Below are 21,896 nucleotides of genomic sequence, written 5' to 3'. Positions count from 1 at the left end.
CCGTACCCTTAATAAGGCAGTAGTGTTGAAATGTTGAAATGTTGAAATGTTTGATGTACATTATGAACTGCTGAGAAAGGAAATGACTGTGGATGAAGATTTGCTTGGAAAGCCTAGAGGCCGCAAGCACAACCAATTAGACGCCTTTCGTGAGGAGGTTTTGAGATTGCGAGAAGCCGGATATTCGTTTGAGCAGATTGCTAACTGGCTAGCTGATAAGAAAAAGATAACGGTTACGTCGATGACGGTCAGTAGATTTGTTCGAAAGAATCAATAATTTCAGCCCCTCACCGACAAAAGTTCAGGGCTGAAATACCAACACAGCGCTATGAGGAAATGTCTATGTTAGCACCGGAGAGTATAGCGGTTGCATCGTTTGTTTCAAAGGGGGTGCCCCGTGGCTAATACCCTGGAGAAAAGGATAAAGGCCATCCATATGCATGGCGGGCAGCCTCGAGTAAGCGAAGGAGGTGAACGCACGTTAGATGGCATCGTGCATGAGCCTACTGCATTGAGCGCAAAGAGTTTGTCGCCAGTGGCATCAGTCTTACCGCCAGTAGCCGAAGGCCAGCGCGCCATGGCAAACGCCATTTTGCGCGGCTCGCTGTTTGGAGTATTGAGCAAAAAAAAATCCAATGGCCAACAAGAAGTACGAAAGTATGAAAAGAAAGTAGTCAAGGCCACCGTGAGAGGTCTTACCTTGATGGTTACTGGCGAGCAGCGAGACCAAACTGACCTCGACGTATTTTTAGAGTGTCTCCACCGACATAAAGGTTTGGCTCTTGGCTCGTTGATTAAGTTTAAAGGCGGAAATTTTCTAAGTGCCATTGGTCGTAGTCAAGGGAGTAGTGATTATAAGTGGTTGGATGGGGTACTGCATCGCCTAGCAACCACCTCAATCGAGTTGAGTGATGGGCGTCGATATTTTCAAGGGCCGCTGATTGCGAAAACCTATCGTGATGAGGATACGCACGAATACATAATCGTTTTCGATCCTGATATTGGCGTATTCTTTGTAGATGGAACTTGGACTGGGCTTTTGGTCGAGGAGCGCAGAGCGCTTAGAGGTAAACAGCTTGCTTTATGGCTGCATGGTACTTACAGCACTCAAGATGCACCCTTTGCCTATAAGGTCGAAACACTTAAAGAGATTTGTGGTAGTGAAACAGGTGAGCTTTTCAAATTTCGGCAGACTTTAAAGAAAGCGCTGTCTGACCTTAGCGTAGTTACAGGCTGGACCTGCTGGATTGATGAGAAAACAGATCTAGTGCATGTGGTGAAAACCAAGGCGGTGCGTCATGAGTAATGTCGTGAAATTCCCGGGCCAGGAAGACGACCCCGTCCCCGATAGCGTGGTGAGTTTTCCTGATGCCAAACAGCGGAAGGTCTGCACGCCAGTTCGACGTGGCAAAGGCAACCCTCGAAAAAACCGGTCGTTCGGGACGTTGTGTTGGTCGGTGGTAAAGGTATTGTTCAAAGCGGTCCGATATGCCGCTGCCTTTGTGCTTTTTATGGCGGTCGCTGTGCCATTGGGTGTGCTGCACAGCTTCAAAGGGTTGATCACATTTTTCGGCGTCGTCACCTCTGCCATTTTGTATTGGCATGATGGCCTGACCTATGTGCATACCACGAAGGTGGGTGCCCCGACCGTCTACACGTTTGTAACGTGCATGGTGCTGGTGGTGCTTGCACATTCTGGCAAGGCGCTGGCTGAGTGGTTATCTGAAAAACGTATAGCCTTTCGGCTCTTCGGCCTCTAGGGCGACTAATCCACTCGACAAAAGCACTCAACATAAGAGATGGATGCGGATGCGGATGCGGAGCGGATGCAGGATAGGGAAATTGGCCCAAATTGACGCCACTGCGTGGCTCAATTTGGGCTGTCTCCCCGCTGCCGGAGGCTCTTGTAGGGTGTGTGCGTAAAAAATATTGTGGTACGTGAGGGCTTACGGAATGGCTGTCTATGAAGAAAAATATATAACTGGCTTGCTTGAAGTTTTTCCGGAGCTATCGAAGGGGGAGGCCGGTGTGTTGATGATGTATTCACTGGGGTGTGAGGCGCGGAAAATCGCTACTGAATTGAATGTAGCAACCAGCACAGTTAATACAAATTTGAAGCGCATGAAGGAGAAATTTGAAATTGATCGAGTGGCAGATTTGAGGATTATTTATGCGAATCGGCTTAACCTATTGATTTTATTAAAAACACGTTTCCCCAATTTTGGGGACATACAACCTATTTCCCCTGTGTCCTAATGGATACCAGCGAGGCACAGCCCGCTAACTAAATTCACTGGGATGAGGAAATGGCATGTTGAATGAGTTCAAAACCGAAGACGGAAAGGCCAAGTGGCGCTCGGCAGAGGTGCGCGTCATGCTCGATGCCGATGTGCATTACCACGTGGCCAAGGAAGCCTTTGAGCGCAATATCCCGAAGCGCAAGGTGATCCAGGAAGTACTGCTGAAAAATTACGGCATCGACTATGCGCCGATGATTGGCGGCGAGTGAGAGGCTTCCCATGAAGAGTGCTGACGTGGAAAAAGATGCCGGAATCGCCGTGCTCTTGGATCGTTCACAGGTCAGGCAAATCGTAAAGCGCGACACGTCCGACCTTACCCGGCTCTCCCCGGCGCAAGCGAAGGCATTCGGCGATGCCGTCATGGCTAATTTCACGACAACTATCCAGCTCAAAGAGGGCTCATGCAGGGGTGGTTGCTCTGACACCGAAACCCATTAAGAGAGATAGGCTATCCAGATTTGGCTGTGTTTGCCCACAACTAAATCCGCTTTCTGGAAAATGAACGATGACAAATGAAATCGTGAAAACTGAAAAATCACCTGCACCACGAAGAGGTCGGAAACGTATGGACGCGAGCAATGAGGTACGGGCGGTTTTAAGGTTGCCAAGCATCGAAGACCGTCAGTACGACAGTGCGACGGTTGCCCTACAAGCGCCTGACGTAAAGGCCGCGCTTTTCGATTGCGAGGGAGCGCAGGCACGGCGAGACAGCATTAGCCGCAAGCTATGTAGCGGATCTACTGCTGTGACGGTGCACGATCTGGAACGTTGGGAGAAAGCATTTTCCGAGGCCAAGAAAGTCTTGATGCAGATTGCGCCCATTTTGGAACGGCACCCGATTTTTGCTTCTGTGGTTGCCCACAGCTAAATCCGGATACCCCTTTAACAAAGGACCGAGCCAATGACTGATAAAACCGATCAGCTGCCGCCCCTCCCGCAGTGCTTACGAACCGAGTTCCACGTTGGCAGTGATAAGGGTGCTTCGAACCCTTGGCCACAAGGCGGCGCACTTGACGTAGCTTGCCCGGCCTGCCAGCACACGGTTACTACCCAAATCACCGTAGTGCGGCAGATGGATGTGCCGTGCAGGTCAGAGACGTGCGACAGGTGCAGTCAGGATTTTGAAGTATACGCCGATGGCCGAGTAGCGTTGATTGAGTATGAACGGCCTAAAAATCGACGTAACTTACTGTTCAAGGCCATGCAAGCCGGGGCCGAAATTGTTTTTGACCCGTTCGGCTCCGAAACCGCGCCCTTCACTACTGATGTGGAAATGCTTTTGGGAGGGGTGCCCATCGTGATTTATGCGGATGGCACTGAGCAATTTTTGGATGATTCGGAAGAGCCGTGGCTCGCTTACTCGCCATGCCTGGAAGCCGATGCGCTAGAGGCGTTCTGCAAGGAGAACATCGAGAAGTATGAGGCTTTCAATGCTGAGCATGGTAGCGACAAGCTCATGACCCAGCGTGTGCCTATGACTCCATTTTGGAAGTGAAACTGAACAATGATCGCGACATCGCCGTCGCCGTAATGCAAGGAGAGTGGGGAATGATCTATTTAGCCTGGGTAATCGTTTGCTTTTATAGGGGACTTGCCTTTTCGATAGCGGGCATGGCGCTGGCTTTCCTACTATCGGCTGATCCAGCCACAGCAACGTTTTCTGAGTTTTTGACGTTTTTTCAGGACAAGGCAGTGCACTGGCTTATTTTTTTGATGGCAGGGTTTATTGGCGTAGGTTTGCTTGTGTTCAGGATGGGGAGAGCTTCGGCCTCAGATTCACAGCACATAGGGGCAGAGCAACAACCATGATCGAGCTTATCCCTTTGCTATTGTCCTGTGCGGCTACGGTGCACCCGGATACGGTGAGGGACGTGGCAAAGGTGGAAAGCAGCATGAACCCCTATGCCATCGGCGTCGTGGGCAGTAACGGGTTGATGCCGAATACCAAAGAGGACGCATTGCTCAAGATTAATCAGCTTGAGCGTGAAGGGAGAAACTATTCGGTGGGGTTGATGCAGATTAATCGGTCCAATTTTTTAAAATATGGCGTAACGCCTGAAAGGTTGCTCGATCCCTGTACGAATCTGTCCGTATTCGAAAAGGTCATGACCGATTGCTATGTCCGTGGAAAGACCTTGCCACGCGCTTTGAGTTGTTACTACTCGGGTAATTTTGAGGCAGGTGCCAGAGAAGAAAAGGCATTCTCGGATTCCAGCTATGTTCAGCGGATTGGGTATGACGCCGAAAATAGATACGTGGTGCCCAGCACAAAAGCAGATAAAGAAAAATTTGCATTGGGTCAAAGACACGATTCTGACCGCGCCAAGAACAGCACGAAGTCGGCGCGGGTGAGGATTGTGTATCCGGAGGGTGTGTTGAAAAGCACATTGATTGTTGATGATAAACCTACCAAAATTTTGCGAGGTGTTGACTGATGGAAATGAAAAATATCAAACGCTTGATTAAGCGGTGCTTGCCTGCTGGGGGGCTGGTCGCCTCTGTACCTGCCATGGCCGATGGCTTTACCAAGGCGAGTACGTTACTCGATAAAGTATCAGCGGGGCTGCTGGGATTGTCGCTTGTGACCGTCACCATTGCCGTGCTCTGGGTGGGCTACAAGGTCCTGTTTGCAGGCAACACCTTGCGCGAGTGTGCGCCCATCATTATTGGCGCCATCATCATTGCATCAGCTTCGGAAGTGGCACGGATGATGGTCGGTTAATGGCAGAGAAGCCAAGGTGACGAAATGAGTCATTTTTACAAAGCACTGAGGCGACCTGCGCTGTATTGCGGGGTTCCTGTCGGCCTGTTTTTCGTGGTTGTTGCCTTTTTGTTTTTGCTTGGGATGTACACGACCAAGATTTTTTGGTTGATGATACCCATTGCCGTCTATGCGCTTGGTGTGCCGACGAAAAAGGATGAGTTTTACTACAACCTGTTGTACCTGAAATTAAGGTCGCGATTTAACAAGCATACGGCAGGTCGTTTGAAACTTCCGACCATGGACAGCCTCTCCGGAGAATTTTTCAAAACCCCGGCCATCTTGGCAAACCAATACGATGCCGTGGACGTACAGGAGTTTATGACCCAAATGAAACTGAACGAAAGAACCCCGTTTGAGAACATCATTCCCTATTCGTCACCTGTGTCGGACCATATCGTAAAAACCAAAGACGGCGACTTGGTCGCCACGTGGCAGGTGCTGGGCACTGCATTCGAGTTCGAGTCGGATGACTCACTGGCCAGAACAACGGAAACCGTCAACACGCTGATCAAGTCGTTTGCGGGCTACCCGGTGACATTCTATGTGCATAATGCCCGTGAGAGCTTCTATGACGGCTTTACAAGCGATTCGGGCAATGCGTTTGCCGACACGGTGAGCCGCTTGTACTACGAAGGGATCGAAAAGGACACGTTCAAGGCCAACACGCTCTATCTGACGATGGCCTATAAGCCCTTCGGAAAACTTGACCGGGCAGACAACAAGCGTCTGGATTTGGCACAGAAAAGACAGGTGTTGGATAACTCGATTGCAGAAATGGAGGAATTCAGGGGGCGTCTGGGTTCGGCATTGAGCCGTTACACGGCCTACCCGCTGGGCTGCTTTGAGGAAAATGGCGTGGTTTACTCCAGTCAGGTGTCGTTTTACAACTTCCTGATCAGTGGCGTACGGCAGAAAATACGCACGACGAAAACGCCGCTGTACGAGGTGCTGGGCAGCAAGGACGTGTTTTTTGGCCCTGAGACGGGGCAAATGAGTAGTCACCAGCACACACGATTTTTTCGCTCGCTGGAGATTAAAGACTTCTCGAGTCGTGGTATCGTGAATGGCATTTTAAACGTACTGCTGTATGCCGATGTTGAATACGTGATGACGCAATCGTTCACGCTGATGTCGAAGGCTGAGGCTCTGAAACACATATCAGCGGTGGCCAAGAAGCTGAAAAGTGTGGACGACGACGCGCTGTCACAGCAGGCAGAACTCGTCCATGCCAAAGATGATGTCACTTCTGGCGTTGTGTCCTTCGGCAAGTATCACTTTACGTTGTTTGTGTACGCCGATTCGGTTGAGAAACTGGTGCGCGATACCAACAAGCTGATCACCGGGTTTACCGACATTGGCCTGATCATGACGCTTTCCAGCGCCTCACTGATCCCGGCGTTCTGTGCACAGCTTCCGGGTATCTACCACCTGCGTCCGCGCCTTGCGCCGATCAGCAGTGCCAATTTTGCGGAGCTGGCCTCGTTCCACAATTTCTACACCGGTAAACGCAATAAAACCCCCTGGGGAGAGGCGATTGCCATCCTCAAGACCCCGAGCAAACAGGCGTATTACCTGAACGCGCATAACGTTGATTTCTTCGCGGACGATTTCGACGAGAAAACACTGGCAAACTTGCTGGTGCTGGGCACCGCCGGTGTGGGTAAAACCATGACACTGAGCTTTGTCTTGAACATGCTGCAAAAGTACGCAAAACCCGAGAGTTTTTCGCCCAGTGCCAAGACCAAAAAGCTCACGACCGTATTTTTCGACAAGGACCGTGGTGCAGAAATCAATATTCGGGCATTGGGGGGAGAGTACTACGCCGTTAAGACAGGCGAACCTACAGGCTGGAACCCGTTTTACCTGCCTAAGAACAAGCGCAATCTGGCCATGGTCAAATCGCTGATCAAGCTGCTGGTGACACGTAACAGTGAAACCATCACCAGCCTCGACGAAAAGACGATCAGCGAAAGCGTGAACGCGGTGTTTGACATGGAGCCCATCGAGAACCGCCAGTACGGGATCACCCGGATGCTGGAGCATATGAGCGAAGCAGCCACAGAGGCGGTCAGGAACAACGGCCTGGTGGCTCGTCTGAGTCTTTGGGCGCAGGGTGGTCCGTTTGGCTGGGTGTTCGACAATGCCGTGGACACGTTTAACCCGGACATCAGCTCGACCTTTGGTATCGACGGTACGGAGTTTTTGGACGACAACGACACCTGTACGCCGATTTCCTTTTACCTGCTGTATCGGGTAACACAGTTACTCGATGGGCGGCGAATGGTGATTTTTCTCGATGAGTTCTGGAAATGGCTCGGTGACGTAGCCTTCAAAGACTTTGTCTACAACAAGCTCAAGACCATTCGTAAGCTCAACGGGTTTGTAGTACCCGCTACGCAATCGCCGGACGAGGTGATTAAAAGCGACATTGCGCGAGCGGTCATCGAGGTGTGCAGCACTGCTTTTTACCTGGCTAACCCTAATGCCGTATACGCCGATTATGTGGATGAGCTGGGGGTGACGCCAGAAGCGTACTGGATTATCAAAAAGCTAGACCCCGGTTCGCGCCAGATGGTCGTGAGAAAAAGCAGCCTCAAAGAAGGCGATAACACGGATTTTTATGCGCTGGTGACGTTGGACCTCTCAGGTCTGGGCGTCTACACAAAAGTGTTGAGTTCCAGTGCGCCCAACCTTGAGATATTCGACAGCCTGTTTAAAGACGGTATGAAGCCTGATGAGTGGCTTGATGCTTACCTGAAACTCGCGATTTGAGTGATTGGATCATGAAAAACATTATCGCGTTGTGCGCTGTATTGTTCACAAGCTCTGCTTTTGCCGTGATAGGCATCCCCGTTGCCGACAACCCAGCGGCGGCCAAGCGGGCGGTCGAATGGGCGCAGTTGTTGAAACAGTGGGGAGAGACGGTCAAACAGTATAAAAGCGAACTGACCGCGTACAAGGATCAGTTGGCGACTGCCACTGGCGTTCGTCACATTGGTGAGTTTCTGGAAGAGGCCAAAGCACTGAAAAACGAGGGTGTAACCGTTTATAACGACGTTAAGGATGCTAAAGACGCCTTAATCTCTGTTGGCGGCCTGCTGCAAGGTGAATATGCGGCGCTGGCAAACAAGTACGGGCTGATGGACTCCTGCAAGGGGCTGAGCGTGCAAATGATTGACTCTTGCCAAGGGGCGATTGCCAGTAAATTGAACCTGATCGAGCGAGCCGAGAGCGTGAGTGATTCATTTTCAAGAAAGGTAAGCTCCATACAAAAGCTTGCCGACCGGGCGCAGAATGCCAAGGATTCTAAAGAGTCGCAGGACTTGGCCAACGCCGTGAACCTCAAGGCCGTTGAACTTAATGCCCTTCAATTAGAGTGGAGCATGGCGACAGAACAGGCTAAAGCGGCTAATATTGTATGGGAGGAAAAAAGAAAGGCCGCGTATGAAAAGCAACAATCAAATGCGCTTATTCCTACATTCAATTGAAAAAGGGTAAAGCATGAAAAAGGTAATGGTGGTGTATTGTGTACTGGGCGTCGTGTTTCTTTCTGGATGTTCCGAAGAGGTGAAAACACCAAAATGGTTTTTGGATCATCCCAAAGAATTAGCCGAAGTATATGCCGATTGCGAAAAGTCTGGCTCAGCAAGTGAGAATTGCGAAAGCTCAAGAAGGGCGCATGCCTCATCAGAGGCTTCTAAGGCCTTAAAAGGCCTTCTACAGAAAAAATAATCCATTATGGCGTAGTGCCGCGATCTAGCGGCGCGGCATTTTAAAATAAAGGTACATGCCATGTCGGGCGACGGATTTTTTGTAAGGTTTAATTCAGAAATAATGGATGCTATCAAGGTGGCTGGTCAAGCCACCTCAAATGTATACGTACAAGCCGTTGCTGTTTTTATTTCCGGCGCGATTACATTTTACGTGTTGTGGATGGGATATCAGACGCTTGCGGGGAAAATACAAACCCCTCTACAAGATGTGGTGTGGAATCTAGCTAAGATTGGAATTATTTTGGCTTTTATCGAAAATACCAATGGCTATCTCACGGCCACACTAGATGCCATGCAAGGTTTGAAAGACGGATTATCAGGAAATCAGGCAGGCGGCGTATGGGCTAAATTGGATAGTATTTGGTCGCAAACTCAAGCATTAGCGTCTGCGATTAAGAACCTAGATACCTCAAAGTATGTAAAAATTGATGGGGGGGTTGGTGCTTTGCTTGTTTGGATCGGCTCCATTACGTTGATGTTGGTCGCCGGGTTCGTTTTTTTTGCTGCTGATGTAACAATGCTACTTTTGGGTATGACAGCACCATTGTTTATATTTTGTCTTATGTTTGGTTTTTTGAGGACTATGTTTAATAACTGGCTGCAATTAATATTTTCAAGCATTTTGACGGTTATGTTTGCTTCGCTGGTGATTAATATAGGTGTTAATTTCATGGTAAAAATCTTAACTCAGGTTACTGCTCAAGCAACTGAGTCAAATTTAATAACTATGGGCGCTTTAGCTTGTGTTGCTGGGTTGTTAACCGGTGGGATGGTGTTGTTGTCCGCTAAATTCGCAATGCAAATTGCCGGGGTCGGCATGGAAGGGGCGGTGCAGGGTATGGCTGCTATGGGGTTGGGAGCTGCCGGGTGGGGTGCTTCTAAGACGCTAGGTGAGGGCATGAAGTTCGGCAAAGGAGTAGGCAAGGGAATCGCGCAAGGCGGCGATGCCAAAACAAAAGGAGGGTCCGAGTGGGCGGGTAAGCAATTGGGCAGGGCCGATGATTTTGCAGCTGGAGCCTACAAATATGGAGGTGAGGGTTATAAAGCATTGCAGAAAATGTCCAAGCAGGCAGTTGAAAACATGAAAGCGAGGAACAACAACCCATGAGAGTATTTTTAATGATTGTGTGTTTTTCATGTGCTGTCGGTTGCACACAAAAACAACAGCTTCCCGCTGACGTGACCGGTGACCTTGTGCCCATCAACAAAAGCCAGGTGATTGATTATGAGCGTTAAACAGGACTTATTGGAAACCGCCAAGACATTTGAAAGCCAGCTTTCGCTCGAAAATGAGCAGTCCAAGAAAACCGCTTGGCAAGTGGCATGGACGGCCATTCTAGTGGCAGTCTTGAGCGTCGGCGCTCTGTACGTGGCATTGCTGTTGAATAAAACTGTGGTGGTGCCGGTGGTGATCGATAAATCCACTGGGCGGTCGGAGACGTATAACAGCGTGGTCGTGAACAACATCAGCCAGGAAGCCGCTCAGGACAAATATTTTGCTTCGCTCTACGTCACATTGCGTGAGCGATACAATTATTATTCCTCGCAAACCGATTACGACATGGTGCCGCTGTACAGCTCTGAAGCCGTGACAGCGGACTACATTGAGTATTTTGCCGGTCCGAACGCCCCTGACAAGGTTTATCAGGATGCAGCCAATGTGGTGACCATCGACATTATTTCCAATCCGGTGGTGGAGGCCAATTTCCCGGACAAGGTCGCCACCATCCGTTTTGCCAAGCACATTAAAAACCTGAGAAGCGGAATGATCACCACGGAATACTACACCGCACGGGTGACGTTTCGCATGGTGCCGCCTAAAGTCATGACTGAGGAAGTCAGAACCACCAATCCGCTAGGGTTTACAGTGGTCGAGTATCGGGTCGAGAAGGAAATGCGAGGTGGGCAATGAAACATGTCTGTTTATTGGCGTTATTGATTTTCCCTGCTTTAAGTCACGCCGCCTCGATTCCGCAATCCAGTGCATACGATTTTCGTATGCAGAAGGTAGCCTATAACCCAGCCAATATTACGGTGGTGTATACCCGGTTGGGGTTTGTGAGTACGGTTATTTTTGGCGATGATGAAGTGGTTGTCGGGGTTCCAAAAACGGGATTTGACCCAGGATGGTCGATCACGGCTGACGGGAACAAAATTTCGATCAGTCCGCGGCCTGTGATACAGGAACAGGACGTTGAAGGTGAAAACGGTGAAGTGACCAAAGTCAAAAAAGTGTTTTCGCCCGTTTCTTCTGATTGGCGTACCAATCTGTTCGTATCCACCAACAAAAAAAACTACAGCCTTGAATTGATGCTGTTGGAAGAAGGCAGCAAGCGTGAACCGTCTTTGGTGGTGAACTACACCTACCCTGACGATGCACGCTTGAAAGCCGACCAAGAAGAGCGGGCACGTGAAAAAGCGTTTCAGGCTGCGCAAGAAAAGAAAGTGATTGCGCAAAAGCTCGAAAACGGCCAAGCGCCGCGAAATTGGGATTATTTTATGCGCGCCGGGAAGGACAGCCAGAACATCACGCCTGATTTTGCCTATGACGATGGAGTGATGACTTATATCGGGTTTGCACCAGGCAAGATATTTCCGAGTGCCTTTTTGTACCTGAACGGCAAAGAGCAGGTGGTTAATTTTTCCGTTTACCAAAAAGGTAATTACAAAGTCATGGTCATTCATGACCTGAAAAAAGACTTTGTGTTGCGTCATGGTGAACAGGTGATAGGCGTGGTCAATCAGTCGTTTGGCAAGGTGATGACGCCCTACAAAAGTACCAGCTCTACCGAGGTCGAGCGCGTCGAGGTGAACAATGGCCAATAACAGCGTTACGGACGGTGAAGCCGAACAAGCGAACGAAACAGTCAGTGTTGTCCAGGGATCGCCGGAGCCGGAAATCAACACACACAAGCGCACCCACCGTTTGCCCATGATTTATAAGCTGCTGGGTGGCTGCGTCGTGCTGATCTTGCTGGGCTATTTCGGGTTCAAGCTCTACGGACTGTATAAGGACGAAACGGCGGATGAGCCTGTTGCCAAGGCCCCCGAAAGCAGCGTGACCTCTGCAAAGCGTCGTGCAGACCTGGGCCAGAACACGCAGTTTTTTGAGAAAGAAGTGGTCGCGACTACGGCTGACGGCAAGACGGCAGAGGGGATGACGGCTGGCAAGGGTGGTACGGCCCAAACACCGGCAGCACCGTTGCACTTTCAGAAGTACCTGTCTATTGCTGCGCACGACGGTAGCAGCTCCACAAGCTTGCCTACGGACAGCGCGTCGAGTAGCGTGCCTACGCAGACAAGTGAAGTGCCAAGCACTGACAAGGGCGCTCATGCAGACTCAGGTGCCGACGCCGTGAAAAGCATGAAGGTCGAGTCCATCGCCATGGACCCTAACCTGTACATCGAGGAAAATACGTACATCCCTTGCTCCTTGCTATATCGGTTTGTCTCTGACGTGGCCGGTCGTATTTCATGCATCATTTCCGAGGACGTTTACAGCGCGAACGGCAAGGTCAAGCTGATTGAAAAGGGCACCAAGGCTTTTGGTTGGTACAAAACCGGAACGCTGAATCAGGGGCAGGCACACATGGCGGTCCTCTTTTCGGAGCTGCGGACCCGAGACTTTAAAAAGGTTTCGCTGATTGATACGCAGGCAACCGGCCAACTGGGTGAATCCGGTATTAGCGGCTGGGTTGATGAACACTTTTGGGATCGCTTCAAAGGCGCGTTGATGCTGGCATTGGTGCAAACATCAGGTGATGTCGTTTCGAATAACGGCCTGAAAAAAGATCAAAATACCGATTACACCGCCAATTCGCGGGAAGCCATTGCCGAGATGTCGAACACTGCGTTAGAAAACTCGATCAACATTCCCCCGACGATCTACAAGAATCAAGGCGATATCATTGGCATCATGGTCGGCCGAGATATCGATTTTTCTGGCGTTTACACGGTGAGGCTTAAAAAATGAACACGGCAGTAACGGTTAATAGCGATAGCGCAGTGACTAATCGCTCTCTGGATTTTTACAAAAAGGGTATGTTTGGTGATTATCTGGGTATAACTGGCCTGACGGAAATTGCAGTGAATCGCCCTGGCGGTGCTTTTCTAAAAATACATGGCGAATGGAGCTTTGTAGAAAACCCCAAAATTACCCTGGCGGCGTGTGAGCGGTTTGGCAAGACGTTAGCTAAATACAATGATGACGATATCAGCGATACCAAGCCTGTGCTTTCAGCCACGCTGGAGTCTGGCGAACGGGTCCAGGCAGTGTGTTACCCAGCCTGCGAAAGGGGCACATACTCGATTACGATTAGGGTGCCCACTGATCAGCAGATACCGCATCAGAAATACATTGATGGCGGGTTCTACAGCCAGATTGCACTGGAGAAAAAGGAAAGCGTGGATGAGCAACGTTTGCGCAATCTGTACAAACACAAGCGCATTGATGAATTCATGGAGCTGGCTGTGAAAATGGGTAAAACCATCGTGTTTGCGGGTGCGACAGGATCCGGAAAAACCACGTACATGAAAACGTTGATGGCCTTTGTTCCAGGCTACGTTCGCATCATCACGATCGAAGACACACCGGAGATTAAATTCTGGACACATAAAAATTACGTGCACCTGTTCTACCCCTCAGAGGCCAGCAACAAACCGGGGGCCATTGTGACCTCGGCGAGCCTGTTGAAGTCGTGTTTTCGCATGAATCCAGACCGTATTTTTCTGGCCGAAGTGCGTGGCGGTGAAACATGGGACTTTTACAAGGTGGTCAGTTCCGGTCATGGGGGCAGTATGACGTCCATTCACTCAGGTTCAGTGGAGGAAGCCATTGATGGCTTGATTGAACGCTGCTACCAAAATACAGAATGTCAAATGCTACCCTATGCAGTGCTGAGACGAAAAATTCTGAACAGCACTGACATTATCTGTCATGTGGACGTGTCGGGTGACGTACGGAGAATGGGTGAGATTTATTTCAAGGCGTTCGATCAAGAACGCTACCTGGCTGCATAACAGCAGCTGAACGAGGAGAATAGACATGATGGATGCTATCAGGCACCCGACTAACCCGGCGATTCTTGTTCACCCGACTAAGCCGTGGATTTTTGTTCGGCCCCTAGAAGAATCCGACAGTGCGGCAGATGAACGATTTCCATCGGCTGAGAGGTGGGTTTTTAGTATTTGCCGCGAGGAAGGGAGGAGAGTCTTTTTCTCGGTGGAAGAGGCGATGCAGGCAGCAGAAAAGGAATTTTTCAGAAGAACCGAAAACGAAATTCGAGACTTCTTACACAGCGAGGTCTACGCATTAAAGCAGCGCTTGGCGTGTCAGATCGTCCCAGTGGCAGCGCCCGAACATGATGATGCGTTGGGTGATTGGATGGTAGAGGGGGTCTTTGAGACGAATGAACCGTATTCTGGACCGTTAAGCGGGCTAGGGTTAAGTCTGACCTGTTTCGCTGAGTTCGAAGGCGCTCCTTTAGGCTATCGCTTCGATGCCTTGCCAGGTTATCGACCGTTGATGGATGAAGCGTATGAAGCGCTGGCCCATCTCAAAGCAGTGCAGCCTTTGAGCGAGGTGTGTCAACCCTGGACGCGATGGATCATCAATGCCTTAAAAAGGGACTACGATATCGTAACGCTGGAAAGCGCCAATGATTCGTGGCTGGAACTCGCTTTTGGCGACCACATTGGGGAAGCCATACACATCGAGCAATCCTGTTGTGCAGATAGCATGGAGGTGAGCCGCTTGGATATGAATGGCAACAACTCATATCTAGAGCATGTTGAAATGTGGATCGAAGACATTTCAAATCAAGCGCGGTTGGCGATCAAGGGACAGATCACCGCTTGCCTTCATCCGTACCGGTTCAAGGGAGACGAGTATCTGGCCTTTGATTTGGACGGCGCAGAGGGAAGTTTTTCACTTACCTTCATGGCGGGTCAACCTTATGAATTGAACGACATCACCCCCTGGGTACCCGATATGTCTGAGGCGCTAGCCATGGCGGCGGCAGTTGCTTTACGCCTCGACGCATTGGTCAAGTTCAGTCCTGGCTTGAGGGTAGATCGCCATGAAACGCTTTAATAAAACGCAGACCCTTTTCCTTTTGCTGGTGTGCCTGGGCCTTAGCACCTTGATTGCGAGCGTTGTGGTCTATTGGCTAAACGGTGTGCCGCCGCTGAAAATCGTTTCGCTGTGGCAATATGGAAAACTGTGGGAAGCCATATTTTCAAGCACGTCTAACACCGAAATAAGGGTCAGTGCATTCGCAGCCTTGGGCATCGGCTTTGTGGCCTCTTTGACATTGCCTGTGCTTGCGCTGATAAAGCTCAACGGAACTCCCAAGCAAACGCTGCACGGTGATGCGCGCTTCGCCACTGAGCGCGATATCCGTCAGTCAAAGTCAGTCACCTGGGGGGATGACAACGGAAAGGGCATTGTGATCGGTAAGTACAAAGGTAAGCTGCTGCGTTATGTCCAGCCTGACTTTGTATCCCTCGGTGCAGGGAGTCGCTCTGGCAAGGGGGCCGCCGTGGTGATCGCTAACCTGATGCTGTGGTTGGGTTCTGCAATCATCCTGGATTTAAAACAGGGTGCTACAACTCACCAGCCGCTATCGGCAAAAGGTGTTGGGAAACAAGATTTTTCTGTTTAACCCGTTTGATGAGAAGTCGCACGGCATGAACCCATTGGTGTACGTAGACCTGAGCCACAGCAAGGGGCTGTCGGATTTACTCGGCATCGCCGAAATCTTCTACAACACCGACAGTACAACGGGCGCTGAAAAGCACTTCAACACCGCTGCTCAAAGTCTGTTTGTGGCTTATGTCTCGGCGCTTTGGTATTTATTGACCTACCAGCCGGGTCAATTGCGGACTTTTAACATCAAGCCTCTGTTCTCTATAGGGACGGCACTGGATGTTTACTATCAAGTGACCGTGGATGACATTATTGAGGCTCTGTCGGAAGCACTTGTGGACGCACCCTCGCCTACGACCTGTCCTGAATCCATCGTGCATGTCGTCCAGGGCGCGCACGACAAGCTAAAAAGCTTTTCCCTGCTGGGCGATGATGTGAAAGGCAGTGTGACGGGAACGTTTGAGAAAGAGTTGCGCCTTTTCACCTTGCCTAATGTCAGAAAGGCGACAGACAAAAACGACTTTGACTTTAGGCAGTTGCGCCGCGAAAAAATGACGGTGTATTTAGGCGTCTTGCCGGAGGATGTGAAAATCGCTCCCGTTATCCTCAATCTATTCTTCAACTGCGCACTCAAAGTAAACCTGAGTGAAAATCCTGATTTTGATCCATCCCTCAAATTGAACGCTTTGTTTCTGATGGATGAATTCCCTTCCATTGGGCGAATCAGCTACGTTAAGGACGCGGCGGGCTACATTGCAGGCTACAAACTGCAACTGTTAACAATCTTTCAGGACTTGTCACAACTGAACGATATTTATGGTCTGAACGGTACGAAAACGCTGATTGCCAACCATTCATGCAAGATCAATTTCTCGTTGAGTGAACAGGAACACGCGGAAAAGATATCCAATGAGTTGGGTTTTACGTCACCCAAATGGAAGTCTACCAGCAAAACCATAGGTGGAAAAACACAGCGCGGTGAGTCAGAAAAAGACGAGAAGCGCCCCCTCATGTTAGCGCAGGAGCTTAAATTGCTGCCTGTGGACGATGAAGTCATTTTGCTCAAAGGAGAACACCCGATTTATTGTAAAAAGGCTTACTACTTCAACGATGATTTTTTTATGGACAAACTGATTGCACTTTCCCCCACGCTGCAAGCTGTTAAAGCGACATTAGGTCAAGGCGAATTTCCGACAAAGGATGACTTGGCATTGACCTTATCCCGGCATGAACTAGAAGCGCATGTTAACTTTTGAGGAACACCCCATGAAAAAAATAGCGTTTTGCTTTTTATCCGTGGCCGGTTGGATGGCGGGAGGATGTTCTTCACCCCCTCAACCCGTCGCCGTTGATTTTGATCAGAAGCCAGAAGTGGTTAATACCGGCCTGCCGCGCCTGGTGGTAACCCATGAAGTGATCAAGTCTGCACAGGCTAATGGCCCCTGGAGCTTGACGTTAGCCGACTTCCAGGGCGATCAGCGCTCATACGACACGGCGTTCTATTACGCACTGGCTCACGCGGACCTGATCGAGCTGGACACCCACAACCTGGCGGATGCTGCACGCACCCAGCAATGGCTGCTACAGCACGGGGCTACAGCACCGATCAGGGTCAACCATAAGGCAACGCCTGTGCAGCCAGTCAGCCGAACGTGGAAGCACGAAACCACCAGTTCCAGTCTCACGTACCGGGCAACAACGCTCTGTGTTGGCTGTGAAAACGTCTCTATCACGCTTCATAAAAACGGCGAGGTGCAAAAATGAACTTTAAAACCCTTCATTCCGGAGAAGGCTACAGCACACCGACACGGAGAAATCTAATGCTCAATGCACTCGTGCTGTATGAACGCATGTATGAAGTTCAACGCATGTTGCCACAGCCCTTGTTTGAGCGCTTTACGATGACGGACCGTGAGTTTTGTGAGGCTATTCAGCAGATTGCACGCCTGCTGGATACGTCCAATACCGAGCTTATGTCTGAGCGAGTAACCCTAACGGAAATCAACGAAATATTGCGGGGCAGCCTGTATCAGGTTTTAACCCTACCACCTCATGAGGGGCTGAAAAATGAATACCTTCAATAGGACACAGAGAATCGCTTTTGCGGGTCTGCTCCTTTGGCTTGGCGTAATCGCTTACGCACATGCCGGTGAGACGGACGCTTGCACCGTCACGCTGTGCATGTACGGCAAGTTGACAGGCAATAGTGGTGGTGCGGATTGCCAATCCGCCGAGAAGAAGTTTTTCAGCATCGAAGTCAAGAAACGCGGCAAGTTCAGACCGCAACCAACGTTTGATGCTCGGAAAGCATTTTTAGGACGCTGTGAAGGTTCCGATCCGGCCTACTCTGATATGATACTGGACACATTCGGTAAGGTCCGGGGCTAGTCCATTGAACAAACAAGCGTACTTGTTGAAGTTTCGACGTTGTAGCAAACAAGAAACCCTCGACTTTATGGTCGAGCGGCTGCTTAAAAAAGTGACCGCTGATGAGGCGCTGTCCGTGTTGGCGGCTGCTGACCATCGCGGCGTCGAAATAGCAACCGGTCGCTCCTTTGATAAAATTCCGCCCTATTTGTGGCGACAAATCGAATGAATATATAGGTTGAATCATGAAACTGTATATCGCTGAAAAACCCGCTCTTGCCCTGGACATCGCAAACGCCTTGACAGACGGAAAGCCTTCAAAAAAGAACGGTTACTTTGAGTGCGGAGAAGATAAAGTCACGTGGTGCATTGGCCACTTGCTTAAATCTGTCGATCCGGAGGCTTACAATCCCAGCTATAAGCAGTGGAAACAAGACGACTTGCCGTTGAATCTGTTTCCCTTGCAGTATGAAGTCATCCCCGACAAAGCAGATCACACGCGCAACGTCATTAATCTAATCAAGGAGGCGGATGAAATTGTGCATGGCGGCGACCCCGACGATGAAGGGCAACTGCTGGTAGACGAGCTGATTCTTTTTGCGGGGTACACCAAAACGGTAAAACGGGTATTAATCAGTGACAACACCCCTAATGCGGTCAAAAAGTCCTTAGCCAATCTGAAAGACAATAGCGACTTTTTTGGCATCTATCAGAAGACCTATGCCCGTACTGCCGGTGATTTGTTGTACGGCCTGAGTATGTCACGTGCTTATACCATCGCAGCCCAAGCCAAAGGCTATCAGGGCGTGTTGAGCGTTGGCCGGGTGCAAACGCCTATCCTGGGACTGATTGTCCGACGCTGGCTCGCGAATCAGGCGCATACGTCCTCATTTTTCTACACCCTGGACGGCACGTTCACGGTGGGCGGCAACACCTTCACGGCGCGTCTCAAACCCTCAGAGGACCTATTGAAGGATGAAAAAGGCCGAGTGATTGATAAGGCCGCTATTGACCGGGTAGGTGATCGCTGCAAGGGACAAGCGGCCACCGTGCGTGATTGTGCCGTCAAGGAAAAACAAACCACACCTCCGCTGCCGTTTAACTTGATTAAGCTGCAACAGCACATGAACAAGCGATTTGGTCTGACCGCTGCTCAAACGCTTGAGATCACGCAAGCGCTGCGCGAAAAGTACAAGGCGATCACCTACAACCGNCCATCGTTTCCGGCTCACATTAGCTGCAACTGAACCCGCGCCGGTTAGCACGTCCAACAAACGAGGGTTTTTTGGACAAAAACCGCGCTCTAGGCGCAGGCATGGTAGGGCTGGGGTTACCGAGTCCAGCAAATCTGTACATATTTAAATGTCCAGAAAAGGCGTATCACCACGAGTTTCTGCACGCACAATCAGTTGCAAAAAGCGTGAGCCGAGCAACCTGCAATTTGAGCTGGTCGCAAATATCGTGAGCTGGGATGCAGTTAATCTGAGCCAACTGCACCGGATACACGCAAATAATCTGAGCGCTAAAAAGGCGCTGATTGCGAGCACGGTCGTTTTCGATTGCGAGCCGCTACAAATATCCTTGCTGCGCTCAAAGAAAAGCCCGAGTTCATGCACGTGGCCACAGAGCCGGGTATCAAAAGCAAAGCGTTCGATGACAGCAAGATTTCAGCGCACACGGCCATCATTCCGACCATCAATGTGCCTGATATTTCGGCGTTGTCTGACCTTGAAGCCAAGGTCTATCAGGCCATTGCGCGTCAGTACCTGGTGCAGTTCATGCGCAACAAAAAGTACCTTGAGGCCTCCGGCTCCGTTGACGTGGCAGGCGAGGTATTTTCCTACAAAGCCATGACAACGGTTGATCCGGGCTTTGAAACATTGCTCAAGGGATCGAGCAGCGAGAACAAGGAAGAGAACGATGAATCGTCTGATGATGAGGTGGGCACCGCCTTCGAATCCGTCAGCGAGTTGAAAGCAGGGGATTCGGGTTCATGCCGTGAAACCAGTGTGACCGAGAAGAAGACAACCCCGCCTGCTTTGTTCACCGAAGCAACCTTGCTTGCTGCCTTGGTACGCATTGCTGATTTTGTCAGCGATCCGGTGATCAAGAAGTTGCTCAAAGACAAGGATCGGGACAACGAGGCTGAACACGGCGGTATTGGCACGTCAGCGACCCGTTCAGCAATCATTGAAACGCTCAAAACACGTAATTTCATCACCTTGGATAAATCCAAAATAATCCCCACTGAAACGGGGATTGCCTTCTTCAATGCACTGCCCGATATTGCCACGCAGCCCGACATGACGGCACTCTGGTCCGAACAGCAAACGCTGATCGAACAAGGTTCGTTAAGCGTTGACGACTTTATTTCAAAACTGATGACCTTTTTGACCGAGCAGGTTAGCCAGGTCGATGTCGGAGAAATTAAAGGCGAGCACAAGCCTCGTGAGGGTGGCTTACCGCGTCTAGAGTCTCCTTGCCCCAACTGCGGTAAAGAAATCGTCGCCAGCGCCAAGACGTACGCCTGCACCGGTTGTACCTTCAAGGTATGGGCCACCATCGCTGACAAGAAGATCACCGCCAGTCAGGTCGAAACGCTGATCAAGAAGGGCAAGACAGTTGAAATCAAGGGCTTTGTCAGTAAAAAAACAGGAAAATCGTTTTCTGCCATGCTAGTTTTGCAGGATAAAACCACTGGCGCTGTCAGCTTTGAGTTTGCTAAAAAGAAGTAACGCCCATTTTTACTGAGTGCTATGAGAGGTTTATTTATGGCTGCTAATGCCTACGAAGACGTCATGCGTGTGTTGTCCAACGTGCGCAGCATCCGTGCTTTTGTCCGTGAAAATGATTATGAATTATTGCTGGAAGCACATGAAAAACTAGGGGTAGCCCTTGACGAGCGTAAAGAAGAATACGCCGCTGAAAAGCTTGAGCGCGAAGCCCGTGAGGTCAAGCGTCAAGAGCTGCTGGCACTGATTGAAAGTGAAGGTTTTGACCTCGGCCAGTTGGCAGGTGGTGACTTTGAGCCTAAAGCCCGGAAAAAAAGCCGCACCTCGACCCAGAAGCGCGAGCCGAAGTATGTGTTCGTCGAAGATGGGGTGACTAAGTACTGGGCAGGCGTTGGCAGAAAGCCTCGTCCGATCGCACAGGCCATAGAAAATGGCGCTTCTCTGAGTGACTTCCTCATCAAAGCCGAGGAACAGCAGAGCCTAGACGTTTAATCGGTCTTTCGGAAGGCGTATAGACCAAGGCCGGAGCTGTAGAGGCCGGCCGATTTTCGCAACCGCGAAAAGGGAGGAAAGCCTATGCAGTATGTGTTCATTATCATAGCCGTTGCTGCCATTGTCGTTTATTCGGCCCAACACGATCTGACTTCGTTCAGCCAATTTATGGATTATGTACGCGGCGATATGTTAGCGCTCATGTTGTGGCTCGCTATCACCATTGTGGTCCTCGGCGCTGTGTACGTCGTCATGCGTATTGGCCGTAGGAAATAGGAAAGTAGGATTGATCGACCAAATTTCAGTTTTGGTGATGATGGTTTATTGCCTAGTGCTTGGCTTTCTGACTGTTCGGGGTGTTGTCCCCCTGTGGGCTGCTCTAGTCGGATTGGGCATGGCGGCGGGAACCTTTTTCGTCATCGGCTGGCAACCATCTATTAGCTAGCCGCGCAGTCATGAGCGCGAAATCAATGCGTGAAATGGGAGAGCAGCCGCATTTATAGATCGCGTTCGACGTTATCAGGTCCTCCGCAAGATCACTTCGCGCCATGATTACCCAGCTTTACCGCAACGGACCCACATCGAGCAGCACTGAGGTTGTCAGGTCCCGGAGGCAATTTCCTTGCAGCACCTCGGGGCTTCAGGGGCTAGCCCCTGTTCGTAGCGAAGGCGGAGAGGGGTCCGGGAGCAATGGAACAGGGAAGTCAGTTAAGCGCAATTTCCTGATGGATTGATTGCGTCTATCCGAGCCAGCAAACCGGAATTAATTGCGAGTGAGCGCGCGCCGCTTATGTCTCATTTAGGTATACCCAAGTAGGCCGG

Annotated in this window: 29 protein-coding genes; all 29 read left to right on the top strand. The window is 50.4% G+C overall.

What is annotated here, in order from left to right; all coding sequences use genetic code 11:
- Nucleotides 1–88: 88 nt before the first annotated feature.
- The 29 genes from ABJ99_RS18945 to ABJ99_RS18820 all read left to right on the top strand — a co-directional run bounded on the left by ABJ99_RS18945 (nucleotide 89) and on the right by ABJ99_RS18820 (nucleotide 21,074).
- Nucleotides 89–277: a hypothetical protein gene (locus ABJ99_RS18945; RefSeq protein ID WP_154864456.1), complete on the top strand. Its 189-nt coding sequence runs from the start codon at nucleotides 89–91 to the stop codon at nucleotides 275–277.
- Between the two features lie 120 nt (nucleotides 278–397).
- On the top strand, nucleotides 398–1,306 hold the full coding sequence (gene trfA / locus ABJ99_RS18940) for a plasmid replication initiator TrfA (RefSeq protein ID WP_230081060.1): 909 nt from the start codon (nucleotides 398–400) through the stop codon (nucleotides 1,304–1,306).
- Nucleotides 1,299–1,760, top strand: coding sequence for a hypothetical protein (locus ABJ99_RS18935; RefSeq protein ID WP_054087106.1), 462 nt, complete (start codon nucleotides 1,299–1,301; stop codon nucleotides 1,758–1,760). The genes trfA and ABJ99_RS18935 overlap by 8 nt, the downstream gene beginning before the upstream one ends.
- Before the next feature lie 193 nt (nucleotides 1,761–1,953).
- Complete coding sequence (locus tag ABJ99_RS18930; protein ID WP_054087105.1) at nucleotides 1,954–2,256, top strand: helix-turn-helix transcriptional regulator; 303 nt, start codon at nucleotides 1,954–1,956, stop codon at nucleotides 2,254–2,256.
- Between the two features lie 55 nt (nucleotides 2,257–2,311).
- Nucleotides 2,312–2,509, top strand: a complete 198-nt coding sequence (locus ABJ99_RS18925; protein ID WP_054087104.1) for a hypothetical protein — start codon at nucleotides 2,312–2,314, stop codon at nucleotides 2,507–2,509.
- Between the two features lie 10 nt (nucleotides 2,510–2,519).
- Nucleotides 2,520–2,738: a hypothetical protein gene (locus ABJ99_RS18920; RefSeq protein ID WP_230081059.1), complete on the top strand. Its 219-nt coding sequence runs from the start codon at nucleotides 2,520–2,522 to the stop codon at nucleotides 2,736–2,738.
- A 67-nt stretch (nucleotides 2,739–2,805) separates the two neighbouring features.
- A complete protein-coding gene (locus ABJ99_RS18915; protein WP_223216178.1) occupies nucleotides 2,806–3,168 on the top strand; it encodes a hypothetical protein in 363 nt (120 codons plus the stop codon).
- A gap of 33 nt (nucleotides 3,169–3,201) precedes the next feature.
- Nucleotides 3,202–3,795 carry a hypothetical protein gene (locus tag ABJ99_RS29295; protein WP_230081058.1) on the top strand — a complete coding sequence of 198 codons (594 nt, stop codon included), beginning with the start codon at nucleotides 3,202–3,204 and terminating at the stop codon, nucleotides 3,793–3,795.
- Entirely contained in the window at nucleotides 3,792–4,109 is a 318-nt protein-coding gene (locus ABJ99_RS18905; protein ID WP_230081063.1) for a hypothetical protein, read from the top strand. The genes ABJ99_RS29295 and ABJ99_RS18905 overlap by 4 nt, the downstream gene beginning before the upstream one ends.
- On the top strand, nucleotides 4,106–4,735 hold the full coding sequence (locus ABJ99_RS18900; RefSeq protein WP_054087101.1) for a lytic transglycosylase domain-containing protein: 630 nt from the start codon (nucleotides 4,106–4,108) through the stop codon (nucleotides 4,733–4,735). Before ABJ99_RS18905 ends, ABJ99_RS18900 begins: the two co-directional genes overlap by 4 nt.
- Entirely contained in the window at nucleotides 4,735–5,022 is a 288-nt protein-coding gene (locus ABJ99_RS18895; RefSeq protein WP_054087100.1) for a TrbC/VirB2 family protein, read from the top strand. The genes ABJ99_RS18900 and ABJ99_RS18895 overlap by 1 nt, the downstream gene beginning before the upstream one ends.
- Before the next feature lie 24 nt (nucleotides 5,023–5,046).
- A complete protein-coding gene (locus ABJ99_RS18890; RefSeq protein ID WP_054087099.1) occupies nucleotides 5,047–7,836 on the top strand; it encodes a VirB4 family type IV secretion/conjugal transfer ATPase in 2,790 nt (929 codons plus the stop codon).
- 11 nt (nucleotides 7,837–7,847) lie between these two features.
- Nucleotides 7,848–8,552, top strand: a complete 705-nt coding sequence (locus ABJ99_RS18885; RefSeq protein WP_230081057.1) for a type IV secretion system protein — start codon at nucleotides 7,848–7,850, stop codon at nucleotides 8,550–8,552.
- 13 nt (nucleotides 8,553–8,565) lie between these two features.
- Complete coding sequence (locus tag ABJ99_RS27460) at nucleotides 8,566–8,796, top strand: EexN family lipoprotein (protein WP_080378214.1); 231 nt, start codon at nucleotides 8,566–8,568, stop codon at nucleotides 8,794–8,796.
- 60 nt (nucleotides 8,797–8,856) lie between these two features.
- Nucleotides 8,857–9,945 (top strand): TrbL/VirB6 family protein, encoded by a 1,089-nt coding sequence (locus ABJ99_RS18880; protein ID WP_054087097.1) that lies wholly within the window; start codon nucleotides 8,857–8,859, stop codon nucleotides 9,943–9,945.
- 117 nt (nucleotides 9,946–10,062) lie between these two features.
- Complete coding sequence (locus ABJ99_RS18875; protein ID WP_054087096.1) at nucleotides 10,063–10,749, top strand: VirB8 family type IV secretion system protein; 687 nt, start codon at nucleotides 10,063–10,065, stop codon at nucleotides 10,747–10,749.
- Nucleotides 10,746–11,663 carry a TrbG/VirB9 family P-type conjugative transfer protein gene (locus ABJ99_RS18870; protein ID WP_230081056.1) on the top strand — a complete coding sequence of 306 codons (918 nt, stop codon included), beginning with the start codon at nucleotides 10,746–10,748 and terminating at the stop codon, nucleotides 11,661–11,663. Before ABJ99_RS18875 ends, ABJ99_RS18870 begins: the two co-directional genes overlap by 4 nt.
- Nucleotides 11,653–12,810 carry a VirB10/TraB/TrbI family type IV secretion system protein gene (gene virB10, locus ABJ99_RS18865; protein ID WP_054087095.1) on the top strand — a complete coding sequence of 386 codons (1,158 nt, stop codon included), beginning with the start codon at nucleotides 11,653–11,655 and terminating at the stop codon, nucleotides 12,808–12,810. Before ABJ99_RS18870 ends, virB10 begins: the two co-directional genes overlap by 11 nt.
- Complete coding sequence (gene virB11, locus ABJ99_RS18860; RefSeq protein WP_054087094.1) at nucleotides 12,807–13,856, top strand: P-type DNA transfer ATPase VirB11; 1,050 nt, start codon at nucleotides 12,807–12,809, stop codon at nucleotides 13,854–13,856. Before virB10 ends, virB11 begins: the two co-directional genes overlap by 4 nt.
- A gap of 25 nt (nucleotides 13,857–13,881) precedes the next feature.
- On the top strand, nucleotides 13,882–14,928 hold the full coding sequence (locus ABJ99_RS18855; protein WP_230081055.1) for a hypothetical protein: 1,047 nt from the start codon (nucleotides 13,882–13,884) through the stop codon (nucleotides 14,926–14,928).
- On the top strand, nucleotides 14,915–15,499 hold the full coding sequence (locus tag ABJ99_RS29525; RefSeq protein WP_268243741.1) for a type IV secretory system conjugative DNA transfer family protein: 585 nt from the start codon (nucleotides 14,915–14,917) through the stop codon (nucleotides 15,497–15,499). Before ABJ99_RS18855 ends, ABJ99_RS29525 begins: the two co-directional genes overlap by 14 nt.
- Complete coding sequence (locus tag ABJ99_RS18850) at nucleotides 15,438–16,739, top strand: type IV secretory system conjugative DNA transfer family protein (protein WP_268243740.1); 1,302 nt, start codon at nucleotides 15,438–15,440, stop codon at nucleotides 16,737–16,739. The genes ABJ99_RS29525 and ABJ99_RS18850 overlap by 62 nt, the downstream gene beginning before the upstream one ends.
- A gap of 10 nt (nucleotides 16,740–16,749) precedes the next feature.
- The gene (locus tag ABJ99_RS18845) at nucleotides 16,750–17,247 is read left to right on the top strand and encodes a cag pathogenicity island Cag12 family protein (protein ID WP_223216147.1); all 498 of its coding nucleotides are present in this window, start codon (nucleotides 16,750–16,752) and stop codon (nucleotides 17,245–17,247) included.
- Entirely contained in the window at nucleotides 17,244–17,567 is a 324-nt protein-coding gene (locus tag ABJ99_RS18840) for a hypothetical protein (RefSeq protein WP_223216146.1), read from the top strand. Before ABJ99_RS18845 ends, ABJ99_RS18840 begins: the two co-directional genes overlap by 4 nt.
- Nucleotides 17,551–17,871 carry a TrbM/KikA/MpfK family conjugal transfer protein gene (locus ABJ99_RS18835; RefSeq protein WP_020313367.1) on the top strand — a complete coding sequence of 107 codons (321 nt, stop codon included), beginning with the start codon at nucleotides 17,551–17,553 and terminating at the stop codon, nucleotides 17,869–17,871. The genes ABJ99_RS18840 and ABJ99_RS18835 overlap by 17 nt, the downstream gene beginning before the upstream one ends.
- Nucleotides 17,872–17,875: 4 nt before the next feature.
- Nucleotides 17,876–18,079 carry an Hha/YmoA family nucleoid-associated regulatory protein gene (locus ABJ99_RS27455; protein WP_069707231.1) on the top strand — a complete coding sequence of 68 codons (204 nt, stop codon included), beginning with the start codon at nucleotides 17,876–17,878 and terminating at the stop codon, nucleotides 18,077–18,079.
- A gap of 16 nt (nucleotides 18,080–18,095) precedes the next feature.
- Nucleotides 18,096–19,097: a DNA topoisomerase gene (locus ABJ99_RS18830; RefSeq protein WP_230081062.1), complete on the top strand. Its 1,002-nt coding sequence runs from the start codon at nucleotides 18,096–18,098 to the stop codon at nucleotides 19,095–19,097.
- Nucleotides 19,098–19,409: 312 nt separating this feature from the next.
- Nucleotides 19,410–20,585: a type IA DNA topoisomerase gene (locus tag ABJ99_RS18825; protein ID WP_230081061.1), complete on the top strand. Its 1,176-nt coding sequence runs from the start codon at nucleotides 19,410–19,412 to the stop codon at nucleotides 20,583–20,585.
- Nucleotides 20,586–20,621: 36 nt separating this feature from the next.
- Nucleotides 20,622–21,074 (top strand): H-NS family histone-like protein, encoded by a 453-nt coding sequence (locus ABJ99_RS18820; protein ID WP_044319875.1) that lies wholly within the window; start codon nucleotides 20,622–20,624, stop codon nucleotides 21,072–21,074.
- Nucleotides 21,075–21,896 lie beyond the last annotated feature (822 nt).

Origin of the sequence: Pseudomonas syringae pv. cilantro (assembly GCF_001293775.1) — a bacterium.
Classification (GTDB): Bacteria; Pseudomonadota; Gammaproteobacteria; order Pseudomonadales; family Pseudomonadaceae; genus Aquipseudomonas; species Aquipseudomonas syringae_P.
The sequence above is the reverse complement of the archived record's forward strand: the minus strand, read 5'-3'. Positions and strand labels throughout refer to the sequence as shown.